This is a genomic window from Kitasatospora sp. CM 4170 (assembly GCF_032110285.1).
Taxonomy (GTDB): domain Bacteria; phylum Actinomycetota; class Actinomycetes; order Streptomycetales; family Streptomycetaceae; genus Kitasatospora; species Kitasatospora aburaviensis.
On record NZ_CP134877.1, the window covers coordinates 2,035,856 to 2,060,166 of the forward strand.

A 24,311-nucleotide genomic window follows, 5' to 3' on the forward strand; every position below is an offset into this window, starting at 1 on the left:
TTCTCCACTCTCTCGTCGGTCGGGGCGCGGTCGCCGGGCGCCGCGGCGGGCTCGGTCGGCACCGTCGGGCGCGGTCAGCCCGCGGCGCCGGGCAGGCCGGTGCCGCCGTGCCGGGCCGCCACGGCATCCGGGTGTTCCGTCATCAGCAGGGTGCGCAGCGCGGCCAGCGTCGGGTGGTCCAGGACCTGCAGCGGGTCCAGCTCGATGCCGAACGCCTCGCCCACCTGGGCGGTCAGCAGGACCAGGGCGATGGAGTCGAAGCCGAGCTCCATCAGGTCGGCCTCGACGTCGACCTCGGCGGGATCGATCAGCAGGAAACCGGCGGCCGCCTGCCGCAGGACCTCCTCGACGGCGGTGGCGGGGCCGTCCGCGGCGGTGCCGCCTACCGGCGCTGCGGCGTCCCCGGCGTCCCCGGCCCTCCCGGTGGCGCCGAAGGGTGCCGCCGGGTCGACCCAGAAGCGCCGCGGCTCGAACGGGTACGGCGGCAGGGCCGCCCGGCGCGGGGTGGGCGCCGGCCAGAGCCGGGCCCAGTCGACCGGCACGCCGTCGACCCAGAGCGCGGCCAGCCGGTCCAGCCGCCGCTTGTCCACCAGGGCGTCCAGGTAGGCGCGCCCGTCCTCGTCGTCGAGCAGGCCGGCGGGCCCGGCGTCGGTGCGCACGGCACCCGTCCGCAGCCCGGGCGCCGACCGCCCGGCGACGAAGGCCTCCAGCGCGGTGCGGAGGCCCGCCCGGTCGCGCGCGGTGACGGCGAGCCGCTCGGCCAGCTCCCTGCGGCCGACCTGCGAGCCGTACGCGAGCCCGGCCAGCCCGACCGGCCCGCCCGGCTCCTCGGACAGGGCCCGGGCGAGGGCACCGGCGAGCACGCGCAGCCGCTCCCCGGTGCGGGCGGAGAGCAGCACCAGCTGCTCCTCCTCCGCGACGGGCGCGTCCTCGGGCCCGGTCACCGCCGGCCGGTACTCCTCCAGGATCAGGTGCGCGTTGGCTCCGCCGGCCCCGAAGGCGCTCACCCCGGCGCGCCGCGGCACCCCCGGCGCGGCCACCCACGCCTCGGTCTCCCGGGGGAACCGCACCACCGAGGTGTCGATCTTGGGGTTGAGCTCCTCCAGCCCGACGCAGGGAGCGAGCTGTCCGTACTTCAGCTGGAGCAGGACCTTGGTGAGCCCGGCCACGCCGGCCGCGCCCTCCAGGTGTCCGATGTTCGCCTTCAGCGAGCCGACCGGACAGGGCCGGTCCGCCGGGCGCCCCGGGGCCAGTGCGCGGGCCAGGCCGGCGATCTCCAGCGGGTCGCCGAGGGCGGTGCCGGTGCCGTGCGCCTCCACGTAGGAGAGGGTGGCGGGGTCGACCCCGGCCCGCTCGGCCGCGGCGGTGACCAGGTCGGACTGGCGCGCCGGGTTGGGCACGGTGTAGCCCGAGGTGCGCCCTGCGGTGTTCAGCGCGCTGCCCTTGATGACGCCCCAGACGTGGTCACCGTCGGCGACGGCCGCCGCGAGCTGCTTGAGCAGGACCGCTCCGACGCCCTCCCCCGGGACGAACCCGTCCGCGGCGGCGTCGAACACCTTGCACGCCTCGTCGGAGGAGAGCATCGACGACGCGGAGAGCCCGACCAGGTGGGCCGGGTGCAGGATCAGGTTGACGCCGCCGGCGATCGCGGTGCGGCACTCGCCCCGGCGCAGGCTCTCGCAGGCCAGGTGGACGGCGGTGAGCGAGGAGGAGCAGGCCGAGTCGACGGCGAAGCTCGGCCCGTGCAGGTCGAAGAAGTAGGAGACCCGGTTGGCGATCGACCACGGGGCGGAGTTGGGGCCGGTGAGCTCGCCGAGCGGCCAGCGGGTGGCGCCGATCTTGCCGTAGGTGTGGTTCATGCTGCCCACGAAGACGCCGGTCTCCGGCTCGTGGGTGGTGGGGCCCAGCATCCCGGCCTGCTCCAGCAGGTGCCAGCAGGTCTGCAGGAAGAGCCGCTCCTGCGGGTCGAGGTGGGCCGCGTCCAGCGGCAGGACGTGGAACAGCTCGGCGTCGAACTCCGCGACGCCGTCGAGGAAGCCGCCCCAGCGGCCGTGGGTGCGGCCGGGCCGCCCCCTGTGCGGGTCGAAGTGCGCGCGCCAGTCCCAACGGTCGGCCGGGACCTCGCCGGTGCTGCGCACCCCGTCGCGGAGGTTGCGCCAGAGCGCCTCGACGTCCGGCGCGCCGGGGTAGCGGCCGGTCACCGCGATGACGGCGATGTCCGCCGACGGCGCCCCGGCGGATCGTTCGGCCTGCTCGGTCCGGTCCGGCCGGAAGCTCAGGTCCGGCCGCGCCTGCGGCGGGGCGGTCGCGGCACCGGACACCGGGATCAGCCGGGCCAGCTCGGCCGGCCTGGTCGCCAGCAGGTGGTCGGCCAGCTCCGCGACGGTCGGGTACTCGAAGGTCAGGGTGGGCTCGACGTCGCCGAGGTCCTGGTCGAAGCGGACGGTGATGTTCATTCTGGCCAGCGAGGAGAGGCCGAGCTCGCGCAGGGCGTCCGGGGCCGCCAGCTCCTCCACCGGGACCCCGGTGACCTCCGCCACGACCGCGCGGACGTAGCCGCGCACGGCTGCGATCGGGGGCACCTGCCCCTCGCCCGACGGGTCGCCGTTCGGGGAATCGGCTGCCATGGTGATCCTTTCGTCCGGGTCCGGGGAGGTTGCTGTCACGGGCGCTGCCGGTCGCGGGCGTCCCCCGGCGGGCAGCGTTCCCGCCGGGGGACGCTGCCCGCCCCTGGGACGTCCGCCCCGGGGACGGCCGTCCTAGGCCGCCGCGCGGGTCGGGAACGACACCGGCGTCTCCGCGCCGTCGTGGGTGGCCATCACGAACTCGTGGGCCGCGAGCCGCCAGGCGCCCTCGCCGATCGACCGGTAGGACGGCCATTCCTCGGCCGGCAGCAGGTTCCAGCCGGTGAGCAGGTTCACCAGGTGCGGGTCGAAGGAGACCCAGCGGTCGTCCACCCTGACGTCCAGCCAGGAATGGGCGATCGAGTAGGGCGCGGAGAGGAACAGGCCGAAGGACCGGCGGGCGATCAGGCCGAGCCCGAGCGCCTCCTCGGCCAGGAAGGTCGCCGCCAGCCCGCAGTCGGCGAGGGCCGCCTCCCGCAGGAAGCCGACGTCCTGCCGCAGTCCGGCTGGCAGGTGGTGGAAGTGCACCGCCGCGACCAGCTCGGTCAGCGCCGCCAGTTCCGGGTGGACCGCGGCGGGCCGGGCCGGGACCCGCCGGGTCAGCGTGAAGGGGCCGCCGGCCGGTCCGGCGAAACCCGGCTGCTCGCGCAGCAGCGGTGCCGCCGCGAGGTTGCAGTCGTGCTCGCGCGGGCCGGGCGGACAGGCCGGCAGCACGTCCACGGTGTACTCGGTGGCGCCGGAGGCCCGGGCGGCCGAGCGGATCGCCGCCGCCCAGCCGCGCATGGCCATGAACCGCGCGGAGGGCAGGGCGAGCGACAGCGAGACGTTGGCGAGGTCGAGCTGGTCGTAGCGGGGGCCGTCGGCGGCCGGCCGGCACGGCAGGCCGAGCTCGGTGAGCGTGCCGAGCAGCGCCTCGTCGATGCCGTGCTGCCAGGTGGCCTCGGCGGCGGTCTGCCCGAACTCCCGGTACCGGTCGGGCACGCGCCCGATCCGGCCGACCAGCTCGCGCAGGGTGCGCTCGTCGGCCGCCGGCCGGGGGGCGCGGGCGGGCCCGGCCATCAGTGCGCCTCGGCGGGGACGGCGCGCGCGCCCGCCTGGTAGGAGGCCGCCTGGATGCCGTACAGCTCGCTGTACTGGCCGCCGCGCGCCATCAGTTCGGCGTGCGAGCCGTACTCGGCCACCCGGGAGCCGTCCAGGACGACGATGACGTCCGCCATCCGCACGGTCGAGAAGCGGTGCGAGACCAGGACGGTGATCCGGCCGGAGCCGTCGCCGGCGGCGGTCCGGGCGGCCTCGGCGTAGCGCTCGAAGAGCTCGTGCTCCACTTCGGCGTCGAGCGCGGAGGTCGGTTCGTCCAGCACCAGCAGCAGCGGGTCCTCGCGCACGAAGCCGCGGGCCAGGGCGATCTTCTGCCACTGCCCGTGGGACAGGTCGACGCCCTTCTCCCAGGTCGGGCCGAGCTGGGTGTCCAGGCCGTCGGGGAGGCCGTCGACCAGCTCCTCGGCCCCGGCGCGGGCGATGCCGGCCCGGGCGGCGGCGGGGTCGTCGAGGCGCGGGAGGTCGCCGAGCCCCACGGACTGCCGGACCGGGTACTCGAACTTGAAGAAGTCCTGGAACGCGCCGCTGATCCGCTCCCGCCAGCCGGCCGGGGAGATCCGGGCGAGGTCGGCGCCGTCCACGGTGATCGTCCCCGAGGTCGGGGCGTAGAACCGGCAGAGCAGCTTGACCAGGGTGGTCTTGCCGGCGCCGTTCTCGCCGACCACGGCGACGACCTTGCCGGCCGGCAGGTCGAGGGTGACGTCCTCCAGGACGGCCTGCTCGGAGCCGGGGTAGCGGAAGCCGACGCGCTCCAGCCTGATGCCTCCGGCGAGGCGGGCGGGCACCGGCAGGTCGGCCGCGGCCCGGTCGGCGGCGGCGAGGTCCTCCAGCCAGGTCAGGCGGCGCGACACGTCGAGCCAGATGGTCCGGTAGAACTGGGCCTGGGTGACGGTCTGTCCGACGTACTGGGCCAGCCGGCTGCCCGCGGTGAGCAGCAGCAGGCTGTCGGCGGCCGCCGAACCGGAGCCTCCTGCGACGTGCGCGACGGCCAACACGAAGGCGGCGCCGAACAGCGCGTGCGAGGCGGCCTGCCAGAGCGCCGTGATCCAGCGGGAGCGGGCCAGCGGCCGGTAGCGGCGGTCCCAGGCGTCGTGCCGGGCGTCGTGCAGCCAGCGCTGGACGCCGGCGACCCTGATCTCCTTGCCGGCGGCGGCCGAGGTGGCGAGGGTGAAGAGGTGACGGGCCCGGCGCTCGTGCTGGGCGCCGGCCTCCTCGGCCTTCTTGTCGACGCCGGAGCGCCAGCCGGACACCAGCACGCCGGGGACGGCCAGTACGCCCAGCAGGCCGAGCAGCGGGTCGACCGACATCAGCAGCAGCAGGGTGATGGCCAGTCGGACGAGGACGCCGACGGTGCCGAAGAGCTCCTGGTAGAGGTAGCTCAGCGCACCGGCGTGGTTGCGCAGCACGGAGATGCGGTCGGCGTGCTCGGGCCGCTCGTGGTGCTCCAGGGTGGTCACCGCCGACTGAAGCCGGGCGACGTGCGACTCGACGTAGACCGCGGCCCGGTCGGCGAAGCGGCGGTTGGCCCGGTCGCTGACGGTGCCGAGCAGCCAGCTGCCGGTGGCGAGGGCGCCGAGGAAGAGCGCTGCGGCGAGGATCCGGCCGTCGTCCTGGGTGAGCACCCCGTGCAGCAGCGCGGCCAGGCCGGCCGCGAACAGCGCGTCGGGGGCGGCCGCGGCCACCGTGGTCCCGAAGGCCACCACGATCAGCAGCGGGCTCGCCTGGTAGCCGAGCCGCAGCGAGCGCGCCAGCGCCCGGACGGACGAGGGCAGCGGGTCGGCAGGCTTGGTCTTGTCAGCCGGCGATGCCATCGGGTTCCTCCTCGAATCGGGAAGCCTGCAGGTCGAACATCTGCCGGTACCGGCCGTTCGCCGCCATCAGCTCGTCGTGGGTGCCCAGCTCGGCGACCCGTCCGTCGGCGAGGACGCAGATCCGGTCGGCGTGCTGGACGGTGGAGAACCGGTGGGAGATGAGAACGGTGGTGCACCCCTTGGTGGCGGTGAGGATCCGGTCGAAGATCTCGGCCTCGCCCCGGACGTCCAGCTGCGCGGTGGGCTCGTCCAGGACGACGACCCCGGCGCCCTGGCGCACCGCGCAGAGCGCACGGGCCACGGCGACCCGCTGCCACTGCCCGCCGGAGAGGTCCCGGCCGCCGTCGTACCCGGGGGCCAGGACGGTGTCGAGGTCGGCGAGGTCCGCCGCTCCGGCGTCGGTGAGCGCGGCCTCGACGACCTCGTCGGGGGCGCCGAGCGGTGCGACGTTGTCCCGCAGCGGCAGCTCGTAGCGGTTGAAGTCCTGGAAGACCGCGGTGAGCCGGCGGCGCCAGGAGGGCAGGTCGAGCTCGCCGAGGGCGGTGCCGTCGACCTCGATCGTGCCGCTGGTGGGCTCGTAGAGCCCGCAGAGCAGCTTGACCAGGGTGGTCTTCCCGGCACCGTTGAGGCCGACGACGGCCAGCGACGTCCCGGCCTCGATGGTGAGGTCGAGGCCGTCGAGCACCGGCCGGTCGTCGTTCGGGTAGGAGAAGCCGACCTCGCGGAAGCGGATCCCGTCCCGCGGCGCCTCGCCGGCCGGGAGCTCGCCGGTGCCGCCGAGCCGGCCGGCCTCCGCCATGCTCTCGCGCAGGCCGAGGACGGCGGCGACCGAACCGGCGGCGGGCGGCAGGGCCCAGTTCAGACCGCCGAAAGCGATCGCACTGGCACCGACCGCGGCCTGGGCGAAGACGACGACCTCGCCGGTCCCGACGGCGCCGGAAGCGGCGTCCCGGGCCAGCGACCACAGGGTGACGCCGTTGGCCGCGACCAGGACGAGGATGGTCCAGCGCAGCGGCCGCTGCTGCAGCTTGGTGGTCTGCCAGCGCAGCTCCACCAGGCGGCGGCGGGCGGCGGCGAATCGGGCCACGGTCCAGTCGCCGAGCCCGAAGATCCGCAGTTCCTTGGCGGCCGGAGCGTCGACGGCCAGCTTGTAGGTGTAGTCGGAGCGTCGCTGGGCGTCCAGCACCTCGCCGGTGTTGCGGTCCCAGAAGCTGCTCTCCTTCAGCAGCCAGTGGGTGGCCAGCCAGGCGCCTCCGACCAGCAGGGGCGCCCACCAGGTGTAGGCGGCGAGCACGATCACCTGGCCGGCACCGACGGCCGCCTCGACCAGGCCACCGGCGATCAGCCCGACCGAGATGGCCATCGGCGGGCCGACCGTGCCCTGGTCGAAGTCGCGGGCACCGGCCAGCTCGTCGGCCAGCTCGCGCGACTCCAGGTGGGCGATGCCACCGGGTGCCGTGGTCGTCTCGACCAGCAGGTCGTGCAGCAGGCAGGAGAGACGCTCCCCGAGGGCGACGCCGACCTGCGAGTGCAGCGGCACCAGCATGCGGAGCAGGACGAACACCGTGCCGGCGGCGCAGAGCGGGCCGGTCAGGGAGGTGCCGTCGCCGATCGCGTCCACCAGCAGGCCGGTGGTGACGGCGAACAGGGCGGGCAGGGCGCCGCGCACCAGGATCAGCGCCCACCAGGCGACGGCCAGGCCGCGGTGGGCGCGGGGCAGGACGGCGAAGAACTTCCACTCGTCCCGGTCGCGCAGCCGGGCGGCCAGGGCCGCGAGGCCGGAACGCTGTTCAGCCCCGGCGGGGGTCTCGGGTGTCTCGGTCACGGGCGGATCGCCGTCTTGCCGTCTTGGCACGGGAAGCACACTTCTCTCGCTGGTACGGAACTGCGGGCCGGGAGGTCTCGGGGGCGCGGCGGGGCCGGGGCCGGGCAGAGGGCCGGCGGGGGCGCGGTGGGCCGGGGGCGCCGGTGCGGGGTCAGGCCTTGGTGGCCGACACCAGGTAACCGGTGGTGCCGCCGAGGTAGTGACCGTCCTCGTGGAGCTGCTCCAGCCGGTCCTTCCAGGCGATCACCTGGCGGGCGGTCAGCACCCGGTCCTTGACCAGCTGGGCGAGTGGCCTCCGCATGGTGAACAGGAAGAACGCGAAGTCGTTGGGGACCGGGTGCGGGTGGACCGTGACCTCGGTGAAGCCGGCCTCCCGGTAGAGCCGGGGCAGCTGACGGCCGATCCAGCCCTGGAGCGCCGCGTCGGTGACGTAGTCGAGGATCGTCCGGGTGGTCGCCCGGTCGGGGTGGTCGAGCACGGTCGTGCCGAGGTCGAACTCGAAGGCCACCGCTCGGCCGCCGGGCCGCAGAACCCGGGCGATCTCGGCGATCGCGCGCGGCGCATCGGGCACGTGCTGCAGCAGCGTCTGAGCCCGGCAACGATCGAACTCGCCGTCCGAGAAGGGCAGTTCGAGCGCGCTGCCGACCTCGAACGAGACCGCCGCGCCGGCCCGGGCGGCGCGCAGCCGGGCCTCGGCGACCATGGTGCGGCTGAGGTCGAGCCCGGTGACCCGGGCGCCCTGCGGCACCCGCCCGGCCATCGCGATCGCGTCGGCGCCCAGCCCGCAGCCGACGTCCAGCACCGCCGTGGCGCCCTCCAGCCGCAGCGCGGCCGCGATGGCCTCCTCGGCGGTCCGCATGCCCGGGTAGGCCTTGCCCTCGTCCAGCGCCCGGATCAGCGGCAGCGGATCCTCGGCCTCGTCCACGGCCGCGAAGGCACGCAGGTCGGCTCCGATCGCCTCGACAGGCATTGGGACTCCCCCTCCGATGTGCAGGTCGACGGACCGGTATGCCCGGTGACGGCGCTTCACTGGCGCTCGGATGTCCGCGGTCCCGGCTCGCGCACAGGCGTGCTGCGGCCCGGCCGACCTGGGGCGCGGTACTCCGGCACCCCGTCGGCGTCGACTGGATGATCTTCGCCAGACTCTACGTCATGACATGTACGCAGTCGAGAGTGACGATCACCGCAAACGCTCCGGGCATGTGACCCGCATCACGTTGCTGATGTGGACATGCAACGTGCTAGCGTCGCCCCGCAGTCGATCAAGGAAAGGGGGTGGAAATTCATGGCTACCCGTCCGGCTCCGACCGACGAGGAGATCGCGGCCTTCGAGGCCTGGGTCACCGAGTACGACATCAACTCGATGAAGATGCGCTGAATCTGAGCGCCGATCCGGGAGACGCCCCCATGACCCCGACGGGCATTCCGGGGCGTTCCCTCCCGATTTCCGGAACATATCGCACGAACGGGGGTGACAAACATGGCTACGCGTACCGCTCCGACCGACGAGGAGCTCGCGGCCTTCGAGGCCTGGGTGACCGAGTACGACATCAACCTGACGAAGAAGCCCTGATCAGGGCCCTTCTCGCCCACATCGGGCACTCAGGATGAACGGGGGTGACATTTCCATGAGCACTGCCCTCATCGAGGCGGTCCGTCCGGCGCCGAGCCTGGAGGAGATCGCCGATTTCGAGGCCTGGGTGGCCGAGCTGCAGAGCGACGACGCCGCCGACCGTGAATTCCAGATGGGGAAGATCGCGGCCTGACCAGGCGCCGCTCCGCGGCACCCCGGCGGTTTCCGGGGCGGGTACTCCCCGCCCCGGAAACCGCCGCTTTCCGCTACCCCGGACCGGGGATTCCCGGGGCGGCTCCGGGAATGCACCCCACGGCGTTCCCGGAATTCCACGCGGACGTTCCGCCCCCCTCCGGGACGCCCACGAAATCCCCGCAGAACGGCCGTGGCCCGTCCGGGGATTCCCGGACGGGCCACAGTCGCGCACGACAGCCGGCCGCGGTCGGGCCGGCCGGCGACGGGATCAGCCCTTGGTCAGGTGACGGCCGATCACCAGGCGCTGGATCTGGTTGGTCCCCTCGACGATCTGCAGCACCTTGGCCTCGCGCATGTACCGCTCGGCCGGGAAGTCCTGGGTGTAGCCGTAGCCGCCGAGGACCTGCACCGCGTCGGTGGTCACCCGCATCACGGTGTCGGTGCAGAACAGCTTCGCCATCGCCGCCTCCTTGGAGAACGGGCGGCCCGCGTCGCGCAGCCGCGCGGCGGACAGGTAGAGCGAGCGGCCGGCCTCGATCTGGGTGGCCATGTCGGCCAGCATGAAGGACAGGCCCTGGAAGTCGGCGATCGGCCGGCCGAACTGGCGGCGGGTGCGCGCGTAGTCGACGGCGAGGTCCAGCGCGGCCTGGGCCACGCCTATCGCACAGGCCGCGATGCCGAGGCGGCCGGAGTCCAGCGCGGCAAGCGCGATCTGGAAGCCCTGCCCCTCCGTGCCGACCAGCCGCTCGCGGGGCACCCGGGCACCGTCGAAGTGCAGCTGGGCGGTCGGCGAGGAGCGCATGCCCATCTTCTGCTCCGGCGGCGCCGCCGAGAGGCCGGCGGTGACGCCCGGCACCAGCAGGCAGCTGATGCCGCGCGCGCCCGGCTCGCCGGTGCGCACCAGCGCGCTGTAGAAGTCGGCCTGCCCGCCGTGGGTGATCCACGCCTTGGTGCCGCTCACGACGTAGTCGTCGCCGTCCAGGTCGGCGCGGGTGCGCAGCGCCGCGGCGTCCGAGCCGGACTGCGGCTCGGAGAGGCAGTACGCACCGAGCTGGTCGCCGGAGAGCATGCCCGGCAGCCACTCGGCGCGCTGCTCCTCGGTGCCGAAGGTGGCCAGGGCGTGGCAGGAGAGCGTGTGCACGCTGACGCCGAGGCCGACCGCCAGCCAGCCGGCCGACAGCTCCTCCAGCACCTGGAGGTAGACCTCGTACGGCTGGTCGCCGCCGCCGTACTTCTCCTCGTACGGGAGCGAGAGCAGACCGGCCGCGCCGAGGGTGCGGAAGACCTCGCGCGGGAAGCGGCCGGTGGCCTCGTCCTCCGCCGCGCGCGGCAGCAGCTCGCGCTGGACCAGCTCGCGGGTCAGGCCCAGCAGCTCGCGGGCCTCCTCGCTGGGGAGCTGACGGTCCACGGCTTTCACAGGGGAGGTGGTCATGGCGGCTGGTCGCCTCCTCGTTCGGGCACCGGGCCCTGGAGTGGCGGGCCCGACGCGGGTGTGGCTGGTCGGGCCGACCGGCACCGGATTGCGGTGAACGGCCGTTCACAAGCGTGGCGATGCGAGTATGCCCGATTCCCGGCGCTGCCGTCACGACCTGCGGGGGATCACTGTCCGTATCGGCCTGTGGGCCGCCGTAGGGTGGCCATTGTGGCTGCTTCCGAAACCTTCGAACCCCCGTCCGGGGACAGGTCCGACGTCCGCACCGCCGGCGGCGCCGCCCGGCGGGCGGGGGGCGGCTCCGGGGAGTCCGCCGCGGAGCTGGCCGCGCTCGCGGCCGAGCTGCGCGCCCTCGCGCCGTCCTGCGGGCCGGTGCGGCTGGTCGCGGTGGACGGCCACGCCGGGTCGGGCAAGACCACCTTCGCCGGCCGGCTGGCCGCCGCACTCGGCGGGGCCCCGGTGGTGCACCTGGACGACCTGGCCACCCACGCGGAGCCGTTCGGCTGGACCGGGCGGCTGCGCGGGCAGGTGCTGGAGCCGCTGGCGGCCGGCCGGGACGCCGCGTACGAGGTGTACGACTGGACGCTGCGCCGCTTCGCCTCGACGGCGGCGGTGCCGAGCGCGCCGGTGGTCCTGGTGGAGGGGGTCGGCGCCGGGCGGCGCGCGGTGCGGCCGTGGCTCGCGCGGGTGGTCTGGATGGAGCTGGCCGCCGAGGACGCCCGGCGGCGCGGCGAGCAGCGGGACGGCCCGGCGCTGGCGGAGTTCTGGGAGGGCTGGGCGCAGGCCGAAACAGCGCATTTCGCCGCCGACCCGAGCCGCCCGTACGCCGCGACGCGGGTCGACGGAGTGACCGGGCGGATCACCCCGAGCACCGTCGGTGAACCTTCAACAAGCCCTTGACCTGCGGTATCGCCAGGAATTAGGTTTCCGGTGTTGCCGCGTCCACGGATCGCGCAACACCTCGACTCGGCACCCCCGGCTTGTTCCCCCGTGAGCCGGGGGTGCCGTCCCCCCGTCGCGCGCCGCGTGCGCCGCCTGCACGCGCCGGTGCGCCCTCCCGGGCCCCCGTGGTCCCTGCGGAAGCCCAACGCCCGCGCCCTCGATCGCATTTGACCCCGCGCGGCACCCTTCCGGATCAGCCCCGCGCCGGTACGATTTCCGGGAGGCGCATATGCGTCCCGGGGGCGTTCGACCACCGGCCGGCTCCGCGCGCGACGACTCCGACGCCGGCCGAGCCCCGAGGCACACCGCGGGGGGCGTGAGTGACGACGGTGGATAGTTCCGACAGCAACAACGCGGGCGGCCCGGCGCCGAACCGGCTCGCCGACCGCGCCTGGCTGCGCGCGATGGACGCCTACACGGCGGGAGCGTACGCCCGCGCGGAGGAGGAGTTCCGGACCGCCGTCCGGCTGGACCCGGGGATGGCCGACGCCTGGCTCGGCCTGCACGCGCTGCGCAGCGACACCTCCGGCGCCCTGCTGGCGATGTACCGGAGCCAGAAACGATTCGGCGAGCAGCGCCGCCGCCACGGCCGGCCGCTCAGCTCCTGGTACTGGCTGGGCTGGTGGGTCCAGCCGGTACTGGAGGACGCCCGGGACCTCGCCCTGGCCCACGCCTCGCACTGGCTGGACGGCCGCCACCTCTCCGAGCTGGACCAGGCGCTGGAGCAGTGCCCGTCCCCCGGCGAGGACCCGTCGGCCCGCTTCCTGCACGCCTGCCGCTCCTACCTGCTGAAGGACTGGGAGCAGCTGATCCGCGACACCGACCGGCTGCTGGACGACCCGCTGCTCGGCATCGAGGCCGGGCTGTTCGCCGGCATGGCCCGGGTCCGGCTGGACATGTGCGCGCAGGCGCAGGCTCCGCTGGCGGCCTCGCTCGCCCGCTGCCGCTCCGAGCAGCCGCAGCGCAAGGAGCTCCGGTACTGGCTGGCCCGGGCGTACGAGGGGGCCGGGCGCAGCGCCGCCGCGTTACCGCTCTACCGGGCGGTGCACCGGGCCGATCCGGCGTTCATGGACACCGCGACGCGGCTCGCGGCCATCGCGGCCGAGGACGGCCTGGGGGACGCGCTGCTCGACGCCGTGGGCGCGGCCGGGCGCGAGGCGGGCACGGCGGCCGGCGACATCGCGTTCGACACCGACGGGCCGGGCTCCGTGGCCGATCCGGACGTGGTGGGGGCCGGGGGCCAGGACGCCGCCGGGTTCGAGCCCGGGGCGTTCGTCGGCGGGGCCGGCTCCGCCGAGGCCTGCCCCGCCGAGGCCTACTCCACGGAGGCCTACGCCGGCGGGGCGCCGTCCGGGCCGCTCCCGGCCGAGCAGGACGCCGGCGGCGCCGACCCGGCGCCCAGACCCGGTACGCCCGGAGCGGCCGGCGCCCCGCTGCCGCCGGGCCAGGCCGCGCCCGCAGGCGAGCGCTCGGGCCCGGCCGTCCCGCCGCTCGCCCCCGCGGCCACGGGCGGCACCGGCCCGGCCCGCGGCGAGGCGCTGCCCCGGACGGCCGACGCCTTCGCCCCCGCCGGCCGGGCCGGCAGCGAGCAGGAGCTGGACGCCGCCCTGGCCGAGCTCTCCAGGATGGTCGGCCTGGAACCCGTCAAGCGGCAGGTCCGGGCGCTCTCCGCCCAGCTGCGGATGTCCCGGCTGCGGGCCGCACAGGGCCTGCCGGTCCAGCCGCCCAAGCGGCACTTCGTCTTCTCCGGCCCCTCCGGCACCGGCAAGACCACCGTCGCGCGCATCCTCGGGCGGGTTTTCCACGCCCTCGGCCTGCTCTCCGGCGATCACCTCGTCGAGGCCCAACGGGCCGACCTGGTGGGCGAGTTCCTCGGCCAGACGGCGGTGAAGGCGAACGAGCTCATCGACTCCGCGCTGGACGGCGTGCTCTTCATCGACGAGGCCTACAGCCTCTCCAACTCCGGCTACAGCAAGGGCGACGCGTACGGTGACGAGGCGCTGCAGGTTTTGCTGAAGCGGGCCGAGGACAACCGCGACCGGCTGGTGGTGATCCTGGCCGGCTACCCGGAGGGGATGAACCGGCTGCTCGCCACCAACCCCGGCCTCAACTCCCGCTTCACCACCCGGGTGGACTTCCCCAGCTACCGCCCCGGCGAGCTGACCGCGATCGGTGCGGCGCTGGCCGACCGGGACGGCGACGGCTGGGACGAGGACGCCGCGGAGGAGCTGGCCAGCATCTGCACCCACGTGGTCCGCGAGGGCTGGATCGACGAGCTCGGCAACGGCCGGTTCATCCGCACCCTGTACGAGAAGTCCTGCGCCTACCGGGACCTGCGGCTCACCCTGCTGCGTGAACCGCCCGGCCGCGAGGACCTGGCCACCCTGCGGCTGCCGGACCTCGTCCAGGCCTACGGCGAGCTGATCGACGGCCGGGGCTGATCCACCGCACCCCGGCCGCCGGTCGGCGGTGCGCACCGGCCGGGGCCGATCCGCCGGGCAGCGCCCTCAGAGCAGCTTCGCCTCGCGCTCCGGCTCCAGGCCGACCACCCGCCGGTCCGGGCGCTGCGGAGCCGTGCCGCCGATGGCCTGCAACCAGGCCCAGGTGTCGGCGACCGTCTCCGCCACCGGGCGGCAGCGCAGGCCCGCCGCCAGCGCCCGGCTGACGTCGGCGCCGTACATGCCGTCGAGGAGCTCGCCCGGCGGGAGCCAGAACGGCAGCTCCCACCAGGGCTCGACACCTGCCGCGAGCACGGCCTCCGGATCCTTCCAGCGGAGCTCGGCGTCGGCGCCGGTGACCCGGACGCACTCCGCCAGCAGCTCGGCCATGGTGGCGTGCCCGGGCGGGCTCACCAGGTCGTAGGGGCCGGACCGGCCCGCTTCGAGCGCGTCCAGGGTCCAGGACGCGAGGTCGCGGACGTCCACGAACTGCAGCGCGAGGTCGCGCGGCCCCGGGGCGAGCACCGGGCCGCCGCGGGCGACCCGGTTGAGCCACCAGGGGAGCCGGCCGATGTTCTCGTACGGGCCGACGATCAGCCCGGCCCGCACCAGCAGCGCGCGCTCCCCGAACGCGTCCAGCACCGCCAGCTCGCCGCCGCGCTTGGACTCCGCGTACGGCATCTCGCCGTCGTCGGGCGAGCCTTCCACCAGCGGGGCGTCCTCGCCCCTGGCGGACCCCGCCGGCACCGGGAAGGCGTACACCGACCGGCTCGACACGTACGCACAGTGGCCGACCCGGTCGGCCAGCAGCCGGGCGCTGTCCCGCACCACCGAGGGCGCGCCCGCCCAGGTGTCCACCACGGCGTCCCACTCCCCCTCGGCCAGCGCGGCCAGACCGCCCTCGGCCGTGCGGTCCCCGTGCAGGGCGTGCGTGCCCTGCGGCGGCGCGTGCGTCCCCCGGTGGAAGATCGTCACCTCCCATCCCCGTGCCAGTGCGTCCTCGGTGAGGGCGCGTCCGACGAACTCCGTTCCGCCCAGCAGCAGAAGCCTCATGCCGACCACCCTGCACGCGGGTGGTCGGCATGGGAACGGCTTCATGCTCAGAGCAGAATCGCCCAGAGCGATGGCGGCGGTCGAAGGGTGGCGGGGCGGACCGGCCGGGAGCCGACCGCCGGGGGCGCACCCCACGTGGGGGCGGCCGGGAACGGAGCGCCGGTCAGGCCATCGTGCGGTGGTCCGGGTCGTGCATCTCGCCGACCAGCTCCTCCAGCACGTCCTCCAGCATCGCCACGCCGAGGGTCCGCCCGTCCTGGTCGAGCACGGCGGCCAGGTGGCAGGTGGCCCGGCGCATCGCGCCGAGCGCGTCGTCCAGCGGGAGCGACCCGCGCAGCACGGTGATCGGCCGCCAGAGGCGGGCCGGGACCGGGGCCGACCGGTCCTCGACGTCCAGGACGTCCTTGAGGTGCACGTACCCCAGGTAGCCGTGGCCGGCCGGGTCGCCGTCGGTGACCGGGAAGCGCGAGAAGCCGGTGCGCAGCGCCAGCTCCTCGACCTGCGCCGCGGTGACCTTGGTGTCCACCGTGACCAGCTGCTCCGGCTTGAGCAGCACGTCGGTCACCGGGCGGCGGCCCAGCTCCAGGGCGTCCTCCAGGCGCTCCTGGCGGTCCTCGTCGAGCAGGCCGGCGTCCCGGGAGTCGACCAGCAGGTACATCAGCTGCTCGGTGGTGAAGACCGACTCGACCTCGTCCTTGGCGTCGACCCGGAACAGCCTGAGCACGCCGTTGGCGAAGGCGTTCAGGGCCCGGATGACCGGCGCGAGCCAGCGGGCGAGCCGGTCCAGCGGCGGGCCGAGCCAGAGCGCGGCCTTCTCCGGTCCGGCCATCGCCATGTTCTTCGGCACCATCTCGCCCATCACCATGTGCAGGAAGACCACCACCGCCAGCGAGATGCCGTAGGAGAGCGGGTGCATCAGGCCGGACGGGACGCCGAACGCGTGGAACGGCCCCTCCAGCAGGTGGGCGATGGTCGGCTCGGCGAGGGCACCGAGGCCCAGCGAGCAGACGGTGATGCCGAGCTGGGCGGCGGCGAGCATGGCGGAGACGTTGGAGAGCGCGTGCAGCACCGTGCGGGCACGCCGGTTGCCGGCCTCGGCCAGCGGTTCGATCTGGCTGCGGCGGACCGAGACGACGGCGAACTCGGCGCCGACGAAGAAGGCGTTGCCGAGCAGCAGCAGGATGGCGACGGCCAGTTGGAGCGCGGTCATCGGGTGCCGTCCTCGTCCTTGCCGGTGCGGTGCTGCTCGCCGGTGCGTTCGACCCGGACCCGGCTGGTGCGGTGGCGGTCGACCGCCTCGACGGTGAAGCGCCAGCCGGGCAGCTCGGCCTGCTCGCCGGGGGCCGGCAGCTTGCCGAGCAGGTCGGCGACCAGGCCGGCCAGCGTCTCGTACGGCCCGTCGGGGGCGTGCAGGCCGATGCCCTCCAGCTGGTCGATCCGGGCCCGGCCGTCGGCCGCCCAGACGGGCCGCCCGTCGACGGGCGGCAGCGGGACCAGGTCGGGGGTGTCGGCGGGGTCGTGCTCGTCCTGCACCGCGCCGACGATCTCCTCGACGATGTCCTCGACGGTGACGACGCCGGCGGTGCCGCCGTACTCGTCGACCACGATGGCCATCGGCTGGAGCCGGCGCAGCTGGTCGAGCAGCCGCTCGGCCGGGAGCGTCTCGGGCACCAGCAGCGGCGGCACGGCGAGGTCGACGACCCGCACCGAGGCGCGGTCGGCGGGCGGCACGGCGAGGGCGTCCTTGAGCGTGACGGTGCCGGTGACCTCGTCCAGGCTGTCGGCGTAGACCGGGAAGCGGGAGAGGCCGGTGGCCCGGGTCAGGTTGACCACGTCGGCGGCGCTGGCGTCGCGCTGGAGGGCGGCGACGTCGACCCGCGGGGTCATCACGGACTCGGCGGTGAGCTCGCTCAGGCCGAGGGTCCGCACGAACAGCGTGGCCGACTCCTCGTCTATCGCGCCGGCCCTGGCCGAGTGCCGGGCCAGCGAGACCAGCTCGGCGGGGGTGCGGGCGTGGCCCAGCTCCTCCTGCGGCTCGATGCCGAAGGCGCGCACGGTGCGGTCGGCCGAGCCGTTCAGGAAGCTGATCAGTGGGCGGCAGACGTAGGAGAAGGCCATGTGCGGGGCGGCCACCGAGCGGGCCACCTGGAGCGGCCGGGAGATCGCCCAGTTCTTCGGGACCAGCTCGCCGATCACCATCTGCACGACGGTGGCCATCACCATGCCGACGATCACCGCGGCACCGCGGGCGGCACCCTCGGAGAGGCCGATCCCGGTGAAGACCGGGCCCAGGATGACGGAGAGCGCCGGCTCGGCGAGCATGCCGACCACCAGCGAGGTGACGGTGATGCCGAGCTGGGCGCCGGAGAGCTCGAAGGAGAGGTGCCGCAGGGCCCTGGAGACCCGGGCGGACTTGGCGTCGCCGGCCGCGGCGGAGCGTTCGACGGCCCCGCGCTCGACGGTCACGAAGGCGAACTCGGCGGCCACGAAGAGGCCGTTGGCGAGGATGAGCAGGAAGGCCGCGAACAGCAGCAGCCAGGCGGTGATCACAGTGCCGCCTGCCTTCCGGTGGCCGGAAGTGGGGCGGCGTAGGTACTACCGGACGGATCGTCCATGGACGGGGGGAGTCACTCCTCAGGTCGTTCTCGGGCAGGGCGCAGCCCGGGTGGGCGCCTTTGCCCTGCTTTTACCAGCGTAGACGATACCCGTACGGCCGTCGGCCCGGTGTTCGGACCCACCGGGGCGGGGCCGCCGGCCGGGCTCGGCGGCGGGGCTCGGCGGCAGGGTCCGGCGGCGGGGTCCGGCGGCTCGGCGGCTCAGCGGCCGTGGCCCTCGACCAGGTCGCGCAGCGCCCGGGCGTCCGCGATCGCCTGGGCCTTGCCGACGCCGGACTGGATGCCCACGGCAGCGAGCGAGGTGCCGTCGGCGAGGTCGAGGGTCGCCCACGGGTCGCCCTGGCGGAAGTTGACCCGGACGATCTCGGCCCAGGCCAGCCGGCGGCTGCGGACGAAGTTCACGACGGTGACTCCCTCGGCGTCGGCGCTGACCCGCGGGCGGGCCAGCATGACGCCGGCGGCCGCGAACAGCAGCCCGCTGAGCACCATCATGATCCGGTCGTTGAGCTGCCAGTTCGCCGGCAGCGCCACGGCGATCACCGCGAACATCACCACCAGCAGGCCGCAGACCGGCAGCAGCACGGCACGGGTGCGGCGCGGGGCCCAGGTGACGGGGAGCTCGGCGGGGGTGGTCACGTGGGTTCTCCGGGGTCGTTCAGGGAAGGGGGCGGGGCGCCGGAGTCGGCGGCCCCGCCCCATTGAACCGGTGCTTACCTCCCGGCTGCCGCCCGCCCTCCGGGATCGGCGGGCGGCTCCCGGCGGGAGGCTCAGAGGCGGGAGGGTCAGAGGCGGGAGGGTCAGAGGCGGCAGGCGTGGATGTTGGTGACCAGGATGGCCCGGGCGCCGATGCCCCACAGGTCGTCCATGATCCGCTGGGCCTCCTTGCGGAGCACCATCGCCCGGACCGCCACCCAGCCCTCGGTGTGCAGCGGCGAGACGGTCGGCGACTCCAGACCGGGGGTGAGCGCGACGGCCGCGCCGACGTTCTCGGCCCGGATGTCGTAGTCCATCAGCACGTAGCGGCGGGCCACCAGGACGCCCTGCAGGCGGCGCAGGAACTGGTCGACGGCCGGGTCCTCGCCCGCGCCCTTGGGCCGGATCACCACGGCGTCGGAGACCAGGATCGGCTCGCCGAACACCTCCAGGCCGGCGTTGCGCAGGCTGGTGCCGGTCTCCACCACGTCGGCGATCACGTCGGCGACGCCGAGCTGCACCGCGGTCTCCACCGCGCCGTCCAGCTTGGTGACGGTGGCCTTCACCCCGTGGTCGGCGAGGTGCTGCTCGACCAGGCCGGTGTAGGAGGTCGCGATCCGCAGCCCCTCCAGGCCCTGCACGTCCTTGACGTCCACGCCCTCCGGGCGGGCGAACCGGAAGGTGGAGCCGCCGAAACCGAGGGCCAGCACCTCCTCGGCGTTGGAGTGCGAGTCCAGCAGCAGGTCGCGGCCGGTGATGCCGACGTCCAGCCGGCCGGAGCCGACGTAGACCGCGATGTCCCGCGGGCGCAGGAAGAAGAACTCGACCTGGTTGTCCGGGTCGACGAGGACGAGCTCCTTGGGGTCCTTGCGCTGGCGGTAGCCGGCCTCATGGAGCATCTCCGCCGCAGGACCCGAGAGCGAACCCTTGTTGGGAACGGCGATGCGCAGCATGGAGGTCAGTTCCTTACCTGGTTGGGGGGTGGTGTGCACGTGCCCTGGACGTGGTGCAGGGGGCCGGGTGCTAGAGGTACTTGTAGACGTCGTCGAGCGTCAGCCCGCGGGCGACCATCATCACCTGAAGGTGGTAGAGGAGCTGGGAGATCTCCTCGGCGGTCTGCTCGTCCGACTGGAACTCGGCGGCCATCCAGACCTCGGCGGCCTCCTCGACGACCTTCTTGCCGATCGCATGGACGCCCTGCTGGACGAGCTGCGCGGTGCGGGAGGACGAGGGGTCGCCGGTGGCGGCCTTCTGCTGGAGCTCGGTGAAGAGCTCCTCGAATGTCTTCGAAGCCATGATGGACTCACCTTACGGCGTGCGGGCTGACAGGCGGTAAACGGTTCCGGACCGTGGACAGTCCGGTGGACGTCCACGGTCCGGGGGGTGTTCCGGGCCCGTGCGGGGCGGGTCGGTCAGAGCGCGCGGAGCACGGCGGCGGTGGCGACGGCCGCCGTCACCGCCTCGTGGCCCTTGTCCTCGGCGGAGCCCGGCAGGCCGGCGCGGTCCAGCGCCTGCTGCTCGTTGTCGCAGGTCAGGACGCCGAAGCCGACCGGGACGCCGGTGTCGACGCTGACCTGGGTGAGGCCGGCCGTGGCGGCCTGGCAGACGTAGTCGAAGTGCGGGGTGCCGCCGCGGACGACCACGCCGAGGGCGATCACCGCGTCGTAGCCGCGGTCGGCGAGCCGCTTGGCGGCGACCGGCAGCTCGAAGGTGCCGGGCACCCGCAGCACGGTCGGCTCGGCGATGCCGAGCTCCTTGAGCGCGCGGTGCGCGCCGTCCAGCAGGCCGTTCATCACCTGCTCGTGCCACTGGGCGGCGATCACGGCGACCTTGAGGTCGGCGGCGTTCTCGATGGTCAGCTCGGGGGCTCCGTGGCCGCTCATCTGCTGTTCCCTTTCGGTGCTGCGGTACGTGGAATCGGGGGGTGCGTGAGGTGGGGAGGGCGCTGTCCGGCGGGACGGCGCGGGCCTCAGGAGTCGAGGCCGGGCAGGTCGTGGCCCATCCGGTCGCGCTTGGTGCGCAGGTAGCGCAGGTTGTGCTCGCCGGCCGGGGGCTGGACCCCCTCGCGGCCCTTGACCTTCAGGCCGTGCTCGGTGAGCGCGGCGAGCTTCTCCGGGTTGTTGGTGAGCAGGGTCAGCGAGCGCACGCCGAGGTCGCCGAGCATCTGCGCGCCGATGCTGTAGTCGCGGGCGTCGGCGGGCAGGCCGAGGTCCAGGTTGGCGTCGACGGTGTCGCGCCCCTGCTCCTGCAGCTCGTAGGCGCGCAGCTTGTGGGCCAGGCCGATGCCCCGGCCCTCGTGCCCGCGCAGGTAGAGGACGACGCCGCGGCCGGCCTCGGCGACCCGGCGCAGCGAGGCCTCCAGCTGCGGGCCGCAGTCGCAGCGCAGCGAGCCGAACACGTCGCCGGTGAGGCACTCGGAGTGGACCCGGACCAGCACGTCCTCGCCGTCCGGCAGCCGGCCGTCGGCGTCCAGCCCGCCGGCGACCAGGGCGAGGTGCTCGACGCCGTCGATGCTGCCCCGGTAGCCGACCGCGGTGAACTCCCCGTACGCGGTGGGCAGCGCGGTGACGGCGGCCCGGTCCACGTGCAGCTCGGTGCGGCGGCGGTAGGCGATCAGGTCCTCGATGGAGATGATCGCCAGACCGTGCTCGCGGGCGAAGGCGACCAGCTCGGGCAGCCGGGCCATGGTGCCGTCGTCGTTGACCACCTCGGCGATGGCGCCGGCCGGGGGCAGTCCGGCCAGCCGGGCCAGGTCGACGGCGGCCTCGGTGTGCCCGGGGCGGACCAGCACGCCGCCCTCGACGGAGCGCAGCGGGAAGACGTGGCCGGGGCGGGTGAGGTCGCCCGGTTCGGTGCCGGGCGAGGAGAGCAGCCTGACCGTACGGGCCCGGTCGGCGGCCGAGATGCCGGTGTCGACCCCCTCGCGGGCGTCCACCGAGACGGTGTAGGCGGTGCCCTTGCGGTCCTCGTTGACCTGGGTCATCGGGGGCAGCTTGAGCCGGTCCAGCTCCTCGCCCGTCATCGGTGCGCAGATCACGCCGGAGCTGTAGCGGATGGTGAAGGCCATCAGCTCGGGGGTGGCGGCGGAGGCGGCGAAGACGATGTCGCCCTCGTTCTCGCGGTCCTCGTCGTCGACGACGATCACGGCCCGGCCGAGCGCGATGTCGGCGATGGCCCGCTCGACCGGGTCGAGCACGAGGTCTTCTTCGGTGACGCGGTCGGTGCTCATGCGGAGGCTCCCTGGAGGACGGTGTCCTTCGCCGGGCGGACCGTGCGGCCGCGCTGCCACCAGGCGCGCAGGCCGAGGAGCACCAGGACGAAGTAGATGCTGTAGGTGAGGCCGGAGAAGACCAGGCCGTTGTTGAAGGCGAGCGGGACGCCGACCAGGTCGACCGCGACCCAGGCGAACCAGAACTCCACCCAGCCGCGCGCCTGCGCCACCATCGCGGCCAGCGTGCCGACGAAGATGTAGGCGTCCGGCCAGGCGTCCCAGGACAGCTGCGGGTAGACGGTGAAGAGCGTGCCGACCGCCAGGGTGCCCAGCGCCGTACCGGCGACCAGCACCGCGCGCTCACGGCCGGTCGCGAACCGCACTTCGACGTCCCCGTCGGAGCGATTGCCCCGCTGCCACTGGGTCCAGCCCCAGACGGCGGCGAGGATGACCACGATCTGCTTGCCGACGCCGCCGCTCAGGTGGGCGGACCAGTAGGCGCCCACCAGGACGACGCCGGAGAGGAGTTGGACCGGCCAGGTCAGCCGGGAGCGGCGCCAGCCGAGGGCCAGCGCGGTCAGGCCGAGCAGGTTGCCGATCATGTCGGACCGGTAGACGTCCTGGCCGACCAGGTGGACGGTGCCGTTGAGCCAGTTCACGAGGCGTCCTCGACGGTCTCGGCGGGGGCGAGCCCGGCGGGCAGGGTGCGCGACTCCAGCAGGCGCTCCACGTACTTGGCGAGGACGTCGACCTCCAGGTTGACGCTCTCGCCGACGGTCTTGGCACCCAGCGTGGTCAGCGCCAGGGTCGCGGGGATGAGGCTGACGGTGAAGCTGTCCCGGGCGGCCTCGACCACGGTGAGGCTGACGCCGTCGACGGTGATCGAGCCCTTCTCCACCAGGTAGCGGGAGATGCCCGCCGGCAGCGAGAAGCGCAGCACCTCCCAGCGGAGGTTCCCGTCCGCGTCGCGCTCGCCCGGCTCGCGGCCCAACAGCGAGCCGGTGGCGTCGACATGACCCTGCACCAGGTGGCCGCCGAGCCTGGCGCCGAGCGCCATCGCCCGCTCCAGGTTGACCCGGGAGCCCGGCTTCAACTCGCCCAGGCTGGAACGGTGCAGCGTCTCGGCCATCACGTCGGCGCTGAACTCGCCGGTGCCGGAAGCCAGTTGCTCAGGGGTGTCGACGACGGTCAGGCAGACGCCGTTGACCGCGATGGAGTCGCCGTGGTGCGCGTCCTGACAGACCACCGGGCCGCGCAGGCGGATTCGCGAGGAGTCGCCGATCTCCTCGATCGACACGACCTCGCCGAGCTCTTCGATGATGCCGGTGAACACCCGGGTTCTCCTCGCGCTTGGGGCGCGGACTCCGGGGCGGCATGGGAGAGGACACGGACGGGCGCAGCTGTACGGGTGCGCGGGACGGCCGACGGCAGGACCCGTCGCCGGGGTGCCGGAGCCGTCGGGAGAGGGATCTCCCGTCGCACACCTTCCCGAGGTCCACCGGGGGATCCTCGGGCACTGCTCTTCGTCCGCCGCGCACGCCTCCCATCCGGACTTTAACCGTCGGTCCAGGAATTTCACCTGGTCAACCGGCCGCTGGCTGCGGACGGGTCGCGGACTGTAACCGCCGGTTCGGATTTTCACCGACCCCGGAGTGCGCTGAACGTCACTGCTACTACTGACGTCATTGTGCCATGGCCCGCGCGGGCCGAGGGAGAGGCTTCCACTGTGGCCTGTTTCACGCGCGGGCCGGGAATGGGCACGGGTGTCGCGGGCGTCCGGGGTGCGTGCCGGTGTGCGGGGGTCAGGGTTCCAGCAGGGTCACCTCCGCGCGGTGGCGGCGCTGCTGTTCGGCGTCCCAGTCCCCTGTGCAGTAGACGGAGAGGCGGTCGACCGCGCCGTCCCGGACGTCGGCGCGCAGCAGCTCGCGGCAGTACCAGCGCTGCCCGTCCTGCTCCCAGCTCTCCTCGACCTCCAGGACGAACCCGCTTCCGGTGCGGTCCAGTCGGTGGCGCGGCACGGCACCGGGCGCCGGGTGGCCGCCCCGCCGCAGGGCGACCAGGCCGGGGACACCGCGCGCCTGGAGCCGCCACTGCGGGACGGTGAGGTCACAGAACACCCCGGGGCGGAAGAGGCCGTCGGGCGGGGTGCCGGTCTCCAGGAAGGCGATCAGGAGCGCGGCGAGGCGCCCGGTCGGGTCGGTGGTGCCGGTGGGGTCGACGGCGTCGGCGGCGAGGACGCCGGGTCCGGCTTCGGGGGCGGTGGTGGTCATGATGCGCTCCGGTGGGTGCGGCCGGCCTCAGCCGGCGGGGGCCTCGGCGGCGTTGGCGGCTTCGAGGTTGCGGCCGACCACCGCCATCGTCCGCTCCAGTGCGTCGGTCGGGCTGAACTCGATCAGCTCCGTTCCGGCGAAGACCAGCGGCAGGTGGCCGGGCGCGCCGTAGTAGGCGTCGCCGGCCCGGAAGACCTCGTCGTGGTCGGCGTACCGGAACACCACCCGGCCGGTCAGCACGACGCCCCAGTGCGGGCTCTGGCAGCGGTCCTGCGGGAGGCCGGCGAAGAGCGGAGCCGGGTCCAGGTCGGCCTTGTGGGTCTCGAATCCGACGGTGTAGCCGCCGAGTTCGGCGTAGCGGCCCTCGATCACCGGCTCGTCCAGCGTGAGCTCGGCCTCGGCCTTGGAGATGCGGGGCATGGCGTCCTCCTCGGTGCGGTCCTGCTTCTCTGCTCCGGGGGCGTGAGGAACGGCCGCACGATGTGAGCCGCGGCAGCACGGGCCGGGGCGGGGGTGCGGGCCGCACGGCCG

The 24,311-nt window shown here is 74.3% G+C and carries 21 protein-coding genes and 1 riboswitch; of the genes, 3 read left to right on the forward strand and 18 right to left on the reverse strand.

What is annotated here, in order from left to right; translation table 11 throughout:
- Nucleotides 1-74: 74 nt before the first annotated feature.
- The 5 genes from RMN57_RS08100 to RMN57_RS08120 all read right to left on the reverse strand — a co-directional run bounded on the left by RMN57_RS08100 (nucleotide 75) and on the right by RMN57_RS08120 (nucleotide 8,328).
- Nucleotides 75-2,627: a beta-ketoacyl synthase N-terminal-like domain-containing protein gene (locus RMN57_RS08100; RefSeq protein WP_313762708.1), complete on the reverse strand. Its 2,553-nt coding sequence runs from the start codon at nucleotides 2,625-2,627 to the stop codon at nucleotides 75-77.
- A 132-nt stretch (nucleotides 2,628-2,759) separates the two neighbouring features.
- Nucleotides 2,760-3,683 carry a hypothetical protein gene (locus RMN57_RS08105; protein WP_313762709.1) on the reverse strand — a complete coding sequence of 308 codons (924 nt, stop codon included), beginning with the start codon at nucleotides 3,681-3,683 and terminating at the stop codon, nucleotides 2,760-2,762.
- The gene (locus RMN57_RS08110) at nucleotides 3,683-5,533 is read right to left on the reverse strand and encodes an ABC transporter ATP-binding protein (protein WP_313762710.1); all 1,851 of its coding nucleotides are present in this window, start codon (nucleotides 5,531-5,533) and stop codon (nucleotides 3,683-3,685) included. Before RMN57_RS08110 ends, RMN57_RS08105 begins: the two co-directional genes overlap by 1 nt.
- A complete protein-coding gene (locus tag RMN57_RS08115) occupies nucleotides 5,517-7,358 on the reverse strand; it encodes an ABC transporter ATP-binding protein (RefSeq protein WP_313762711.1) in 1,842 nt (613 codons plus the stop codon). The genes RMN57_RS08110 and RMN57_RS08115 overlap by 17 nt, the downstream gene beginning before the upstream one ends.
- Nucleotides 7,359-7,509: 151 nt before the next feature.
- Nucleotides 7,510-8,328 (reverse strand): methyltransferase domain-containing protein, encoded by an 819-nt coding sequence (locus RMN57_RS08120; RefSeq protein WP_313762712.1) that lies wholly within the window; start codon nucleotides 8,326-8,328, stop codon nucleotides 7,510-7,512.
- A 658-nt stretch (nucleotides 8,329-8,986) separates the two neighbouring features.
- Between RMN57_RS08120 and RMN57_RS08125 the strand changes: the two genes are divergently transcribed.
- Entirely contained in the window at nucleotides 8,987-9,124 is a 138-nt protein-coding gene (locus RMN57_RS08125; RefSeq protein ID WP_313762713.1) for a hypothetical protein, read from the forward strand.
- 270 nt (nucleotides 9,125-9,394) lie between these two features.
- On the opposite strand, the gene RMN57_RS08130 is transcribed toward RMN57_RS08125, so the two are convergent.
- Entirely contained in the window at nucleotides 9,395-10,558 is a 1,164-nt protein-coding gene (locus RMN57_RS08130; RefSeq protein WP_313762714.1) for an acyl-CoA dehydrogenase family protein, read from the reverse strand.
- Nucleotides 10,559-10,879: 321 nt separating this feature from the next.
- Between RMN57_RS08130 and RMN57_RS08135 the strand changes: the two genes are divergently transcribed.
- Complete coding sequence (locus RMN57_RS08135; protein ID WP_313767743.1) at nucleotides 10,880-11,458, forward strand: hypothetical protein; 579 nt, start codon at nucleotides 10,880-10,882, stop codon at nucleotides 11,456-11,458.
- 371 nt (nucleotides 11,459-11,829) lie between these two features.
- Nucleotides 11,830-13,941 (forward strand): AAA family ATPase, encoded by a 2,112-nt coding sequence (locus RMN57_RS08140; RefSeq protein ID WP_380233757.1) that lies wholly within the window; start codon nucleotides 11,830-11,832, stop codon nucleotides 13,939-13,941.
- 66 nt (nucleotides 13,942-14,007) lie between these two features.
- Here RMN57_RS08140 and RMN57_RS08145 read toward each other — a convergent pair whose 3' ends face one another.
- The 12 genes from RMN57_RS08145 to RMN57_RS08200 all read right to left on the reverse strand — a co-directional run bounded on the left by RMN57_RS08145 (nucleotide 14,008) and on the right by RMN57_RS08200 (nucleotide 24,200).
- Nucleotides 14,008-14,991 (reverse strand): NAD-dependent epimerase/dehydratase family protein, encoded by a 984-nt coding sequence (locus RMN57_RS08145; protein WP_313762715.1) that lies wholly within the window; start codon nucleotides 14,989-14,991, stop codon nucleotides 14,008-14,010.
- Between the two features lie 163 nt (nucleotides 14,992-15,154).
- The gene (locus RMN57_RS08150; protein WP_313762716.1) at nucleotides 15,155-16,201 is read right to left on the reverse strand and encodes a hemolysin family protein; all 1,047 of its coding nucleotides are present in this window, start codon (nucleotides 16,199-16,201) and stop codon (nucleotides 15,155-15,157) included.
- Nucleotides 16,198-17,541 carry a hemolysin family protein gene (locus tag RMN57_RS08155; RefSeq protein WP_313762717.1) on the reverse strand — a complete coding sequence of 448 codons (1,344 nt, stop codon included), beginning with the start codon at nucleotides 17,539-17,541 and terminating at the stop codon, nucleotides 16,198-16,200. The genes RMN57_RS08150 and RMN57_RS08155 overlap by 4 nt, the downstream gene beginning before the upstream one ends.
- A 266-nt stretch (nucleotides 17,542-17,807) precedes the next feature.
- A complete protein-coding gene (locus tag RMN57_RS08160) occupies nucleotides 17,808-18,242 on the reverse strand; it encodes a PH domain-containing protein (RefSeq protein WP_313762718.1) in 435 nt (144 codons plus the stop codon).
- Between the two features lie 161 nt (nucleotides 18,243-18,403).
- A complete protein-coding gene (gene hisG, locus RMN57_RS08165; RefSeq protein WP_313762719.1) occupies nucleotides 18,404-19,252 on the reverse strand; it encodes an ATP phosphoribosyltransferase in 849 nt (282 codons plus the stop codon).
- Between the two features lie 70 nt (nucleotides 19,253-19,322).
- Nucleotides 19,323-19,595: a phosphoribosyl-ATP diphosphatase gene (locus RMN57_RS08170; protein WP_030306151.1), complete on the reverse strand. Its 273-nt coding sequence runs from the start codon at nucleotides 19,593-19,595 to the stop codon at nucleotides 19,323-19,325.
- A 116-nt stretch (nucleotides 19,596-19,711) separates the two neighbouring features.
- Complete coding sequence (gene ribH, locus RMN57_RS08175; protein ID WP_313762720.1) at nucleotides 19,712-20,182, reverse strand: 6,7-dimethyl-8-ribityllumazine synthase; 471 nt, start codon at nucleotides 20,180-20,182, stop codon at nucleotides 19,712-19,714.
- 86 nt (nucleotides 20,183-20,268) lie between these two features.
- Nucleotides 20,269-21,528, reverse strand: a complete 1,260-nt coding sequence (locus tag RMN57_RS08180) for a bifunctional 3,4-dihydroxy-2-butanone-4-phosphate synthase/GTP cyclohydrolase II (RefSeq protein ID WP_313762721.1) — start codon at nucleotides 21,526-21,528, stop codon at nucleotides 20,269-20,271.
- Nucleotides 21,525-22,169 carry a nicotinamide riboside transporter PnuC gene (locus tag RMN57_RS08185; protein ID WP_380233751.1) on the reverse strand — a complete coding sequence of 215 codons (645 nt, stop codon included), beginning with the start codon at nucleotides 22,167-22,169 and terminating at the stop codon, nucleotides 21,525-21,527. Before RMN57_RS08185 ends, RMN57_RS08180 begins: the two co-directional genes overlap by 4 nt.
- Nucleotides 22,166-22,843, reverse strand: coding sequence for a riboflavin synthase (locus RMN57_RS08190; RefSeq protein ID WP_313762722.1), 678 nt, complete (start codon nucleotides 22,841-22,843; stop codon nucleotides 22,166-22,168). Before RMN57_RS08190 ends, RMN57_RS08185 begins: the two co-directional genes overlap by 4 nt.
- A 198-nt stretch (nucleotides 22,844-23,041) precedes the next feature.
- Nucleotides 23,042-23,169, reverse strand: a riboswitch (FMN riboswitch).
- Nucleotides 23,170-23,312: 143 nt separating this feature from the next.
- Nucleotides 23,313-23,780: a hypothetical protein gene (locus tag RMN57_RS08195; RefSeq protein ID WP_313762723.1), complete on the reverse strand. Its 468-nt coding sequence runs from the start codon at nucleotides 23,778-23,780 to the stop codon at nucleotides 23,313-23,315.
- A gap of 27 nt (nucleotides 23,781-23,807) precedes the next feature.
- Nucleotides 23,808-24,200 carry a hypothetical protein gene (locus RMN57_RS08200; RefSeq protein WP_313762724.1) on the reverse strand — a complete coding sequence of 131 codons (393 nt, stop codon included), beginning with the start codon at nucleotides 24,198-24,200 and terminating at the stop codon, nucleotides 23,808-23,810.
- Nucleotides 24,201-24,311 lie beyond the last annotated feature (111 nt).

Coding starts and splice junctions, on each gene's coding strand:
- RMN57_RS08145 (WP_313762715.1), bottom strand. CDS start 14,991: ATGAGGCTTCTGCTGCTGGGCGGAACGGAGTTCGTCGGACGCGCCCTC.
- RMN57_RS08100 (WP_313762708.1), bottom strand. CDS start 2,627: ATGGCAGCCGATTCCCCGAACGGCGACCCGTCGGGCGAGGGGCAGGTG.
- RMN57_RS08170 (WP_030306151.1), bottom strand. CDS start 19,595: ATGGCTTCGAAGACATTCGAGGAGCTCTTCACCGAGCTCCAGCAGAAG.
- hisG (WP_313762719.1), bottom strand. CDS start 19,252: ATGCTGCGCATCGCCGTTCCCAACAAGGGTTCGCTCTCGGGTCCTGCG.
- RMN57_RS08195 (WP_313762723.1), bottom strand. CDS start 23,780: ATGACCACCACCGCCCCCGAAGCCGGACCCGGCGTCCTCGCCGCCGAC.
- RMN57_RS08150 (WP_313762716.1), bottom strand. CDS start 16,201: ATGACCGCGCTCCAACTGGCCGTCGCCATCCTGCTGCTGCTCGGCAAC.
- RMN57_RS08120 (WP_313762712.1), bottom strand. CDS start 8,328: ATGCCTGTCGAGGCGATCGGAGCCGACCTGCGTGCCTTCGCGGCCGTG.
- RMN57_RS08130 (WP_313762714.1), bottom strand. CDS start 10,558: ATGACCACCTCCCCTGTGAAAGCCGTGGACCGTCAGCTCCCCAGCGAG.
- ribH (WP_313762720.1), bottom strand. CDS start 20,182: ATGAGCGGCCACGGAGCCCCCGAGCTGACCATCGAGAACGCCGCCGAC.
- RMN57_RS08125 (WP_313762713.1), top strand. CDS start 8,987: ATGAGCACTGCCCTCATCGAGGCGGTCCGTCCGGCGCCGAGCCTGGAG.
- RMN57_RS08110 (WP_313762710.1), bottom strand. CDS start 5,533: ATGGCATCGCCGGCTGACAAGACCAAGCCTGCCGACCCGCTGCCCTCG.
- RMN57_RS08200 (WP_313762724.1), bottom strand. CDS start 24,200: ATGCCCCGCATCTCCAAGGCCGAGGCCGAGCTCACGCTGGACGAGCCG.
- RMN57_RS08105 (WP_313762709.1), bottom strand. CDS start 3,683: ATGGCCGGGCCCGCCCGCGCCCCCCGGCCGGCGGCCGACGAGCGCACC.
- RMN57_RS08180 (WP_313762721.1), bottom strand. CDS start 21,528: ATGAGCACCGACCGCGTCACCGAAGAAGACCTCGTGCTCGACCCGGTC.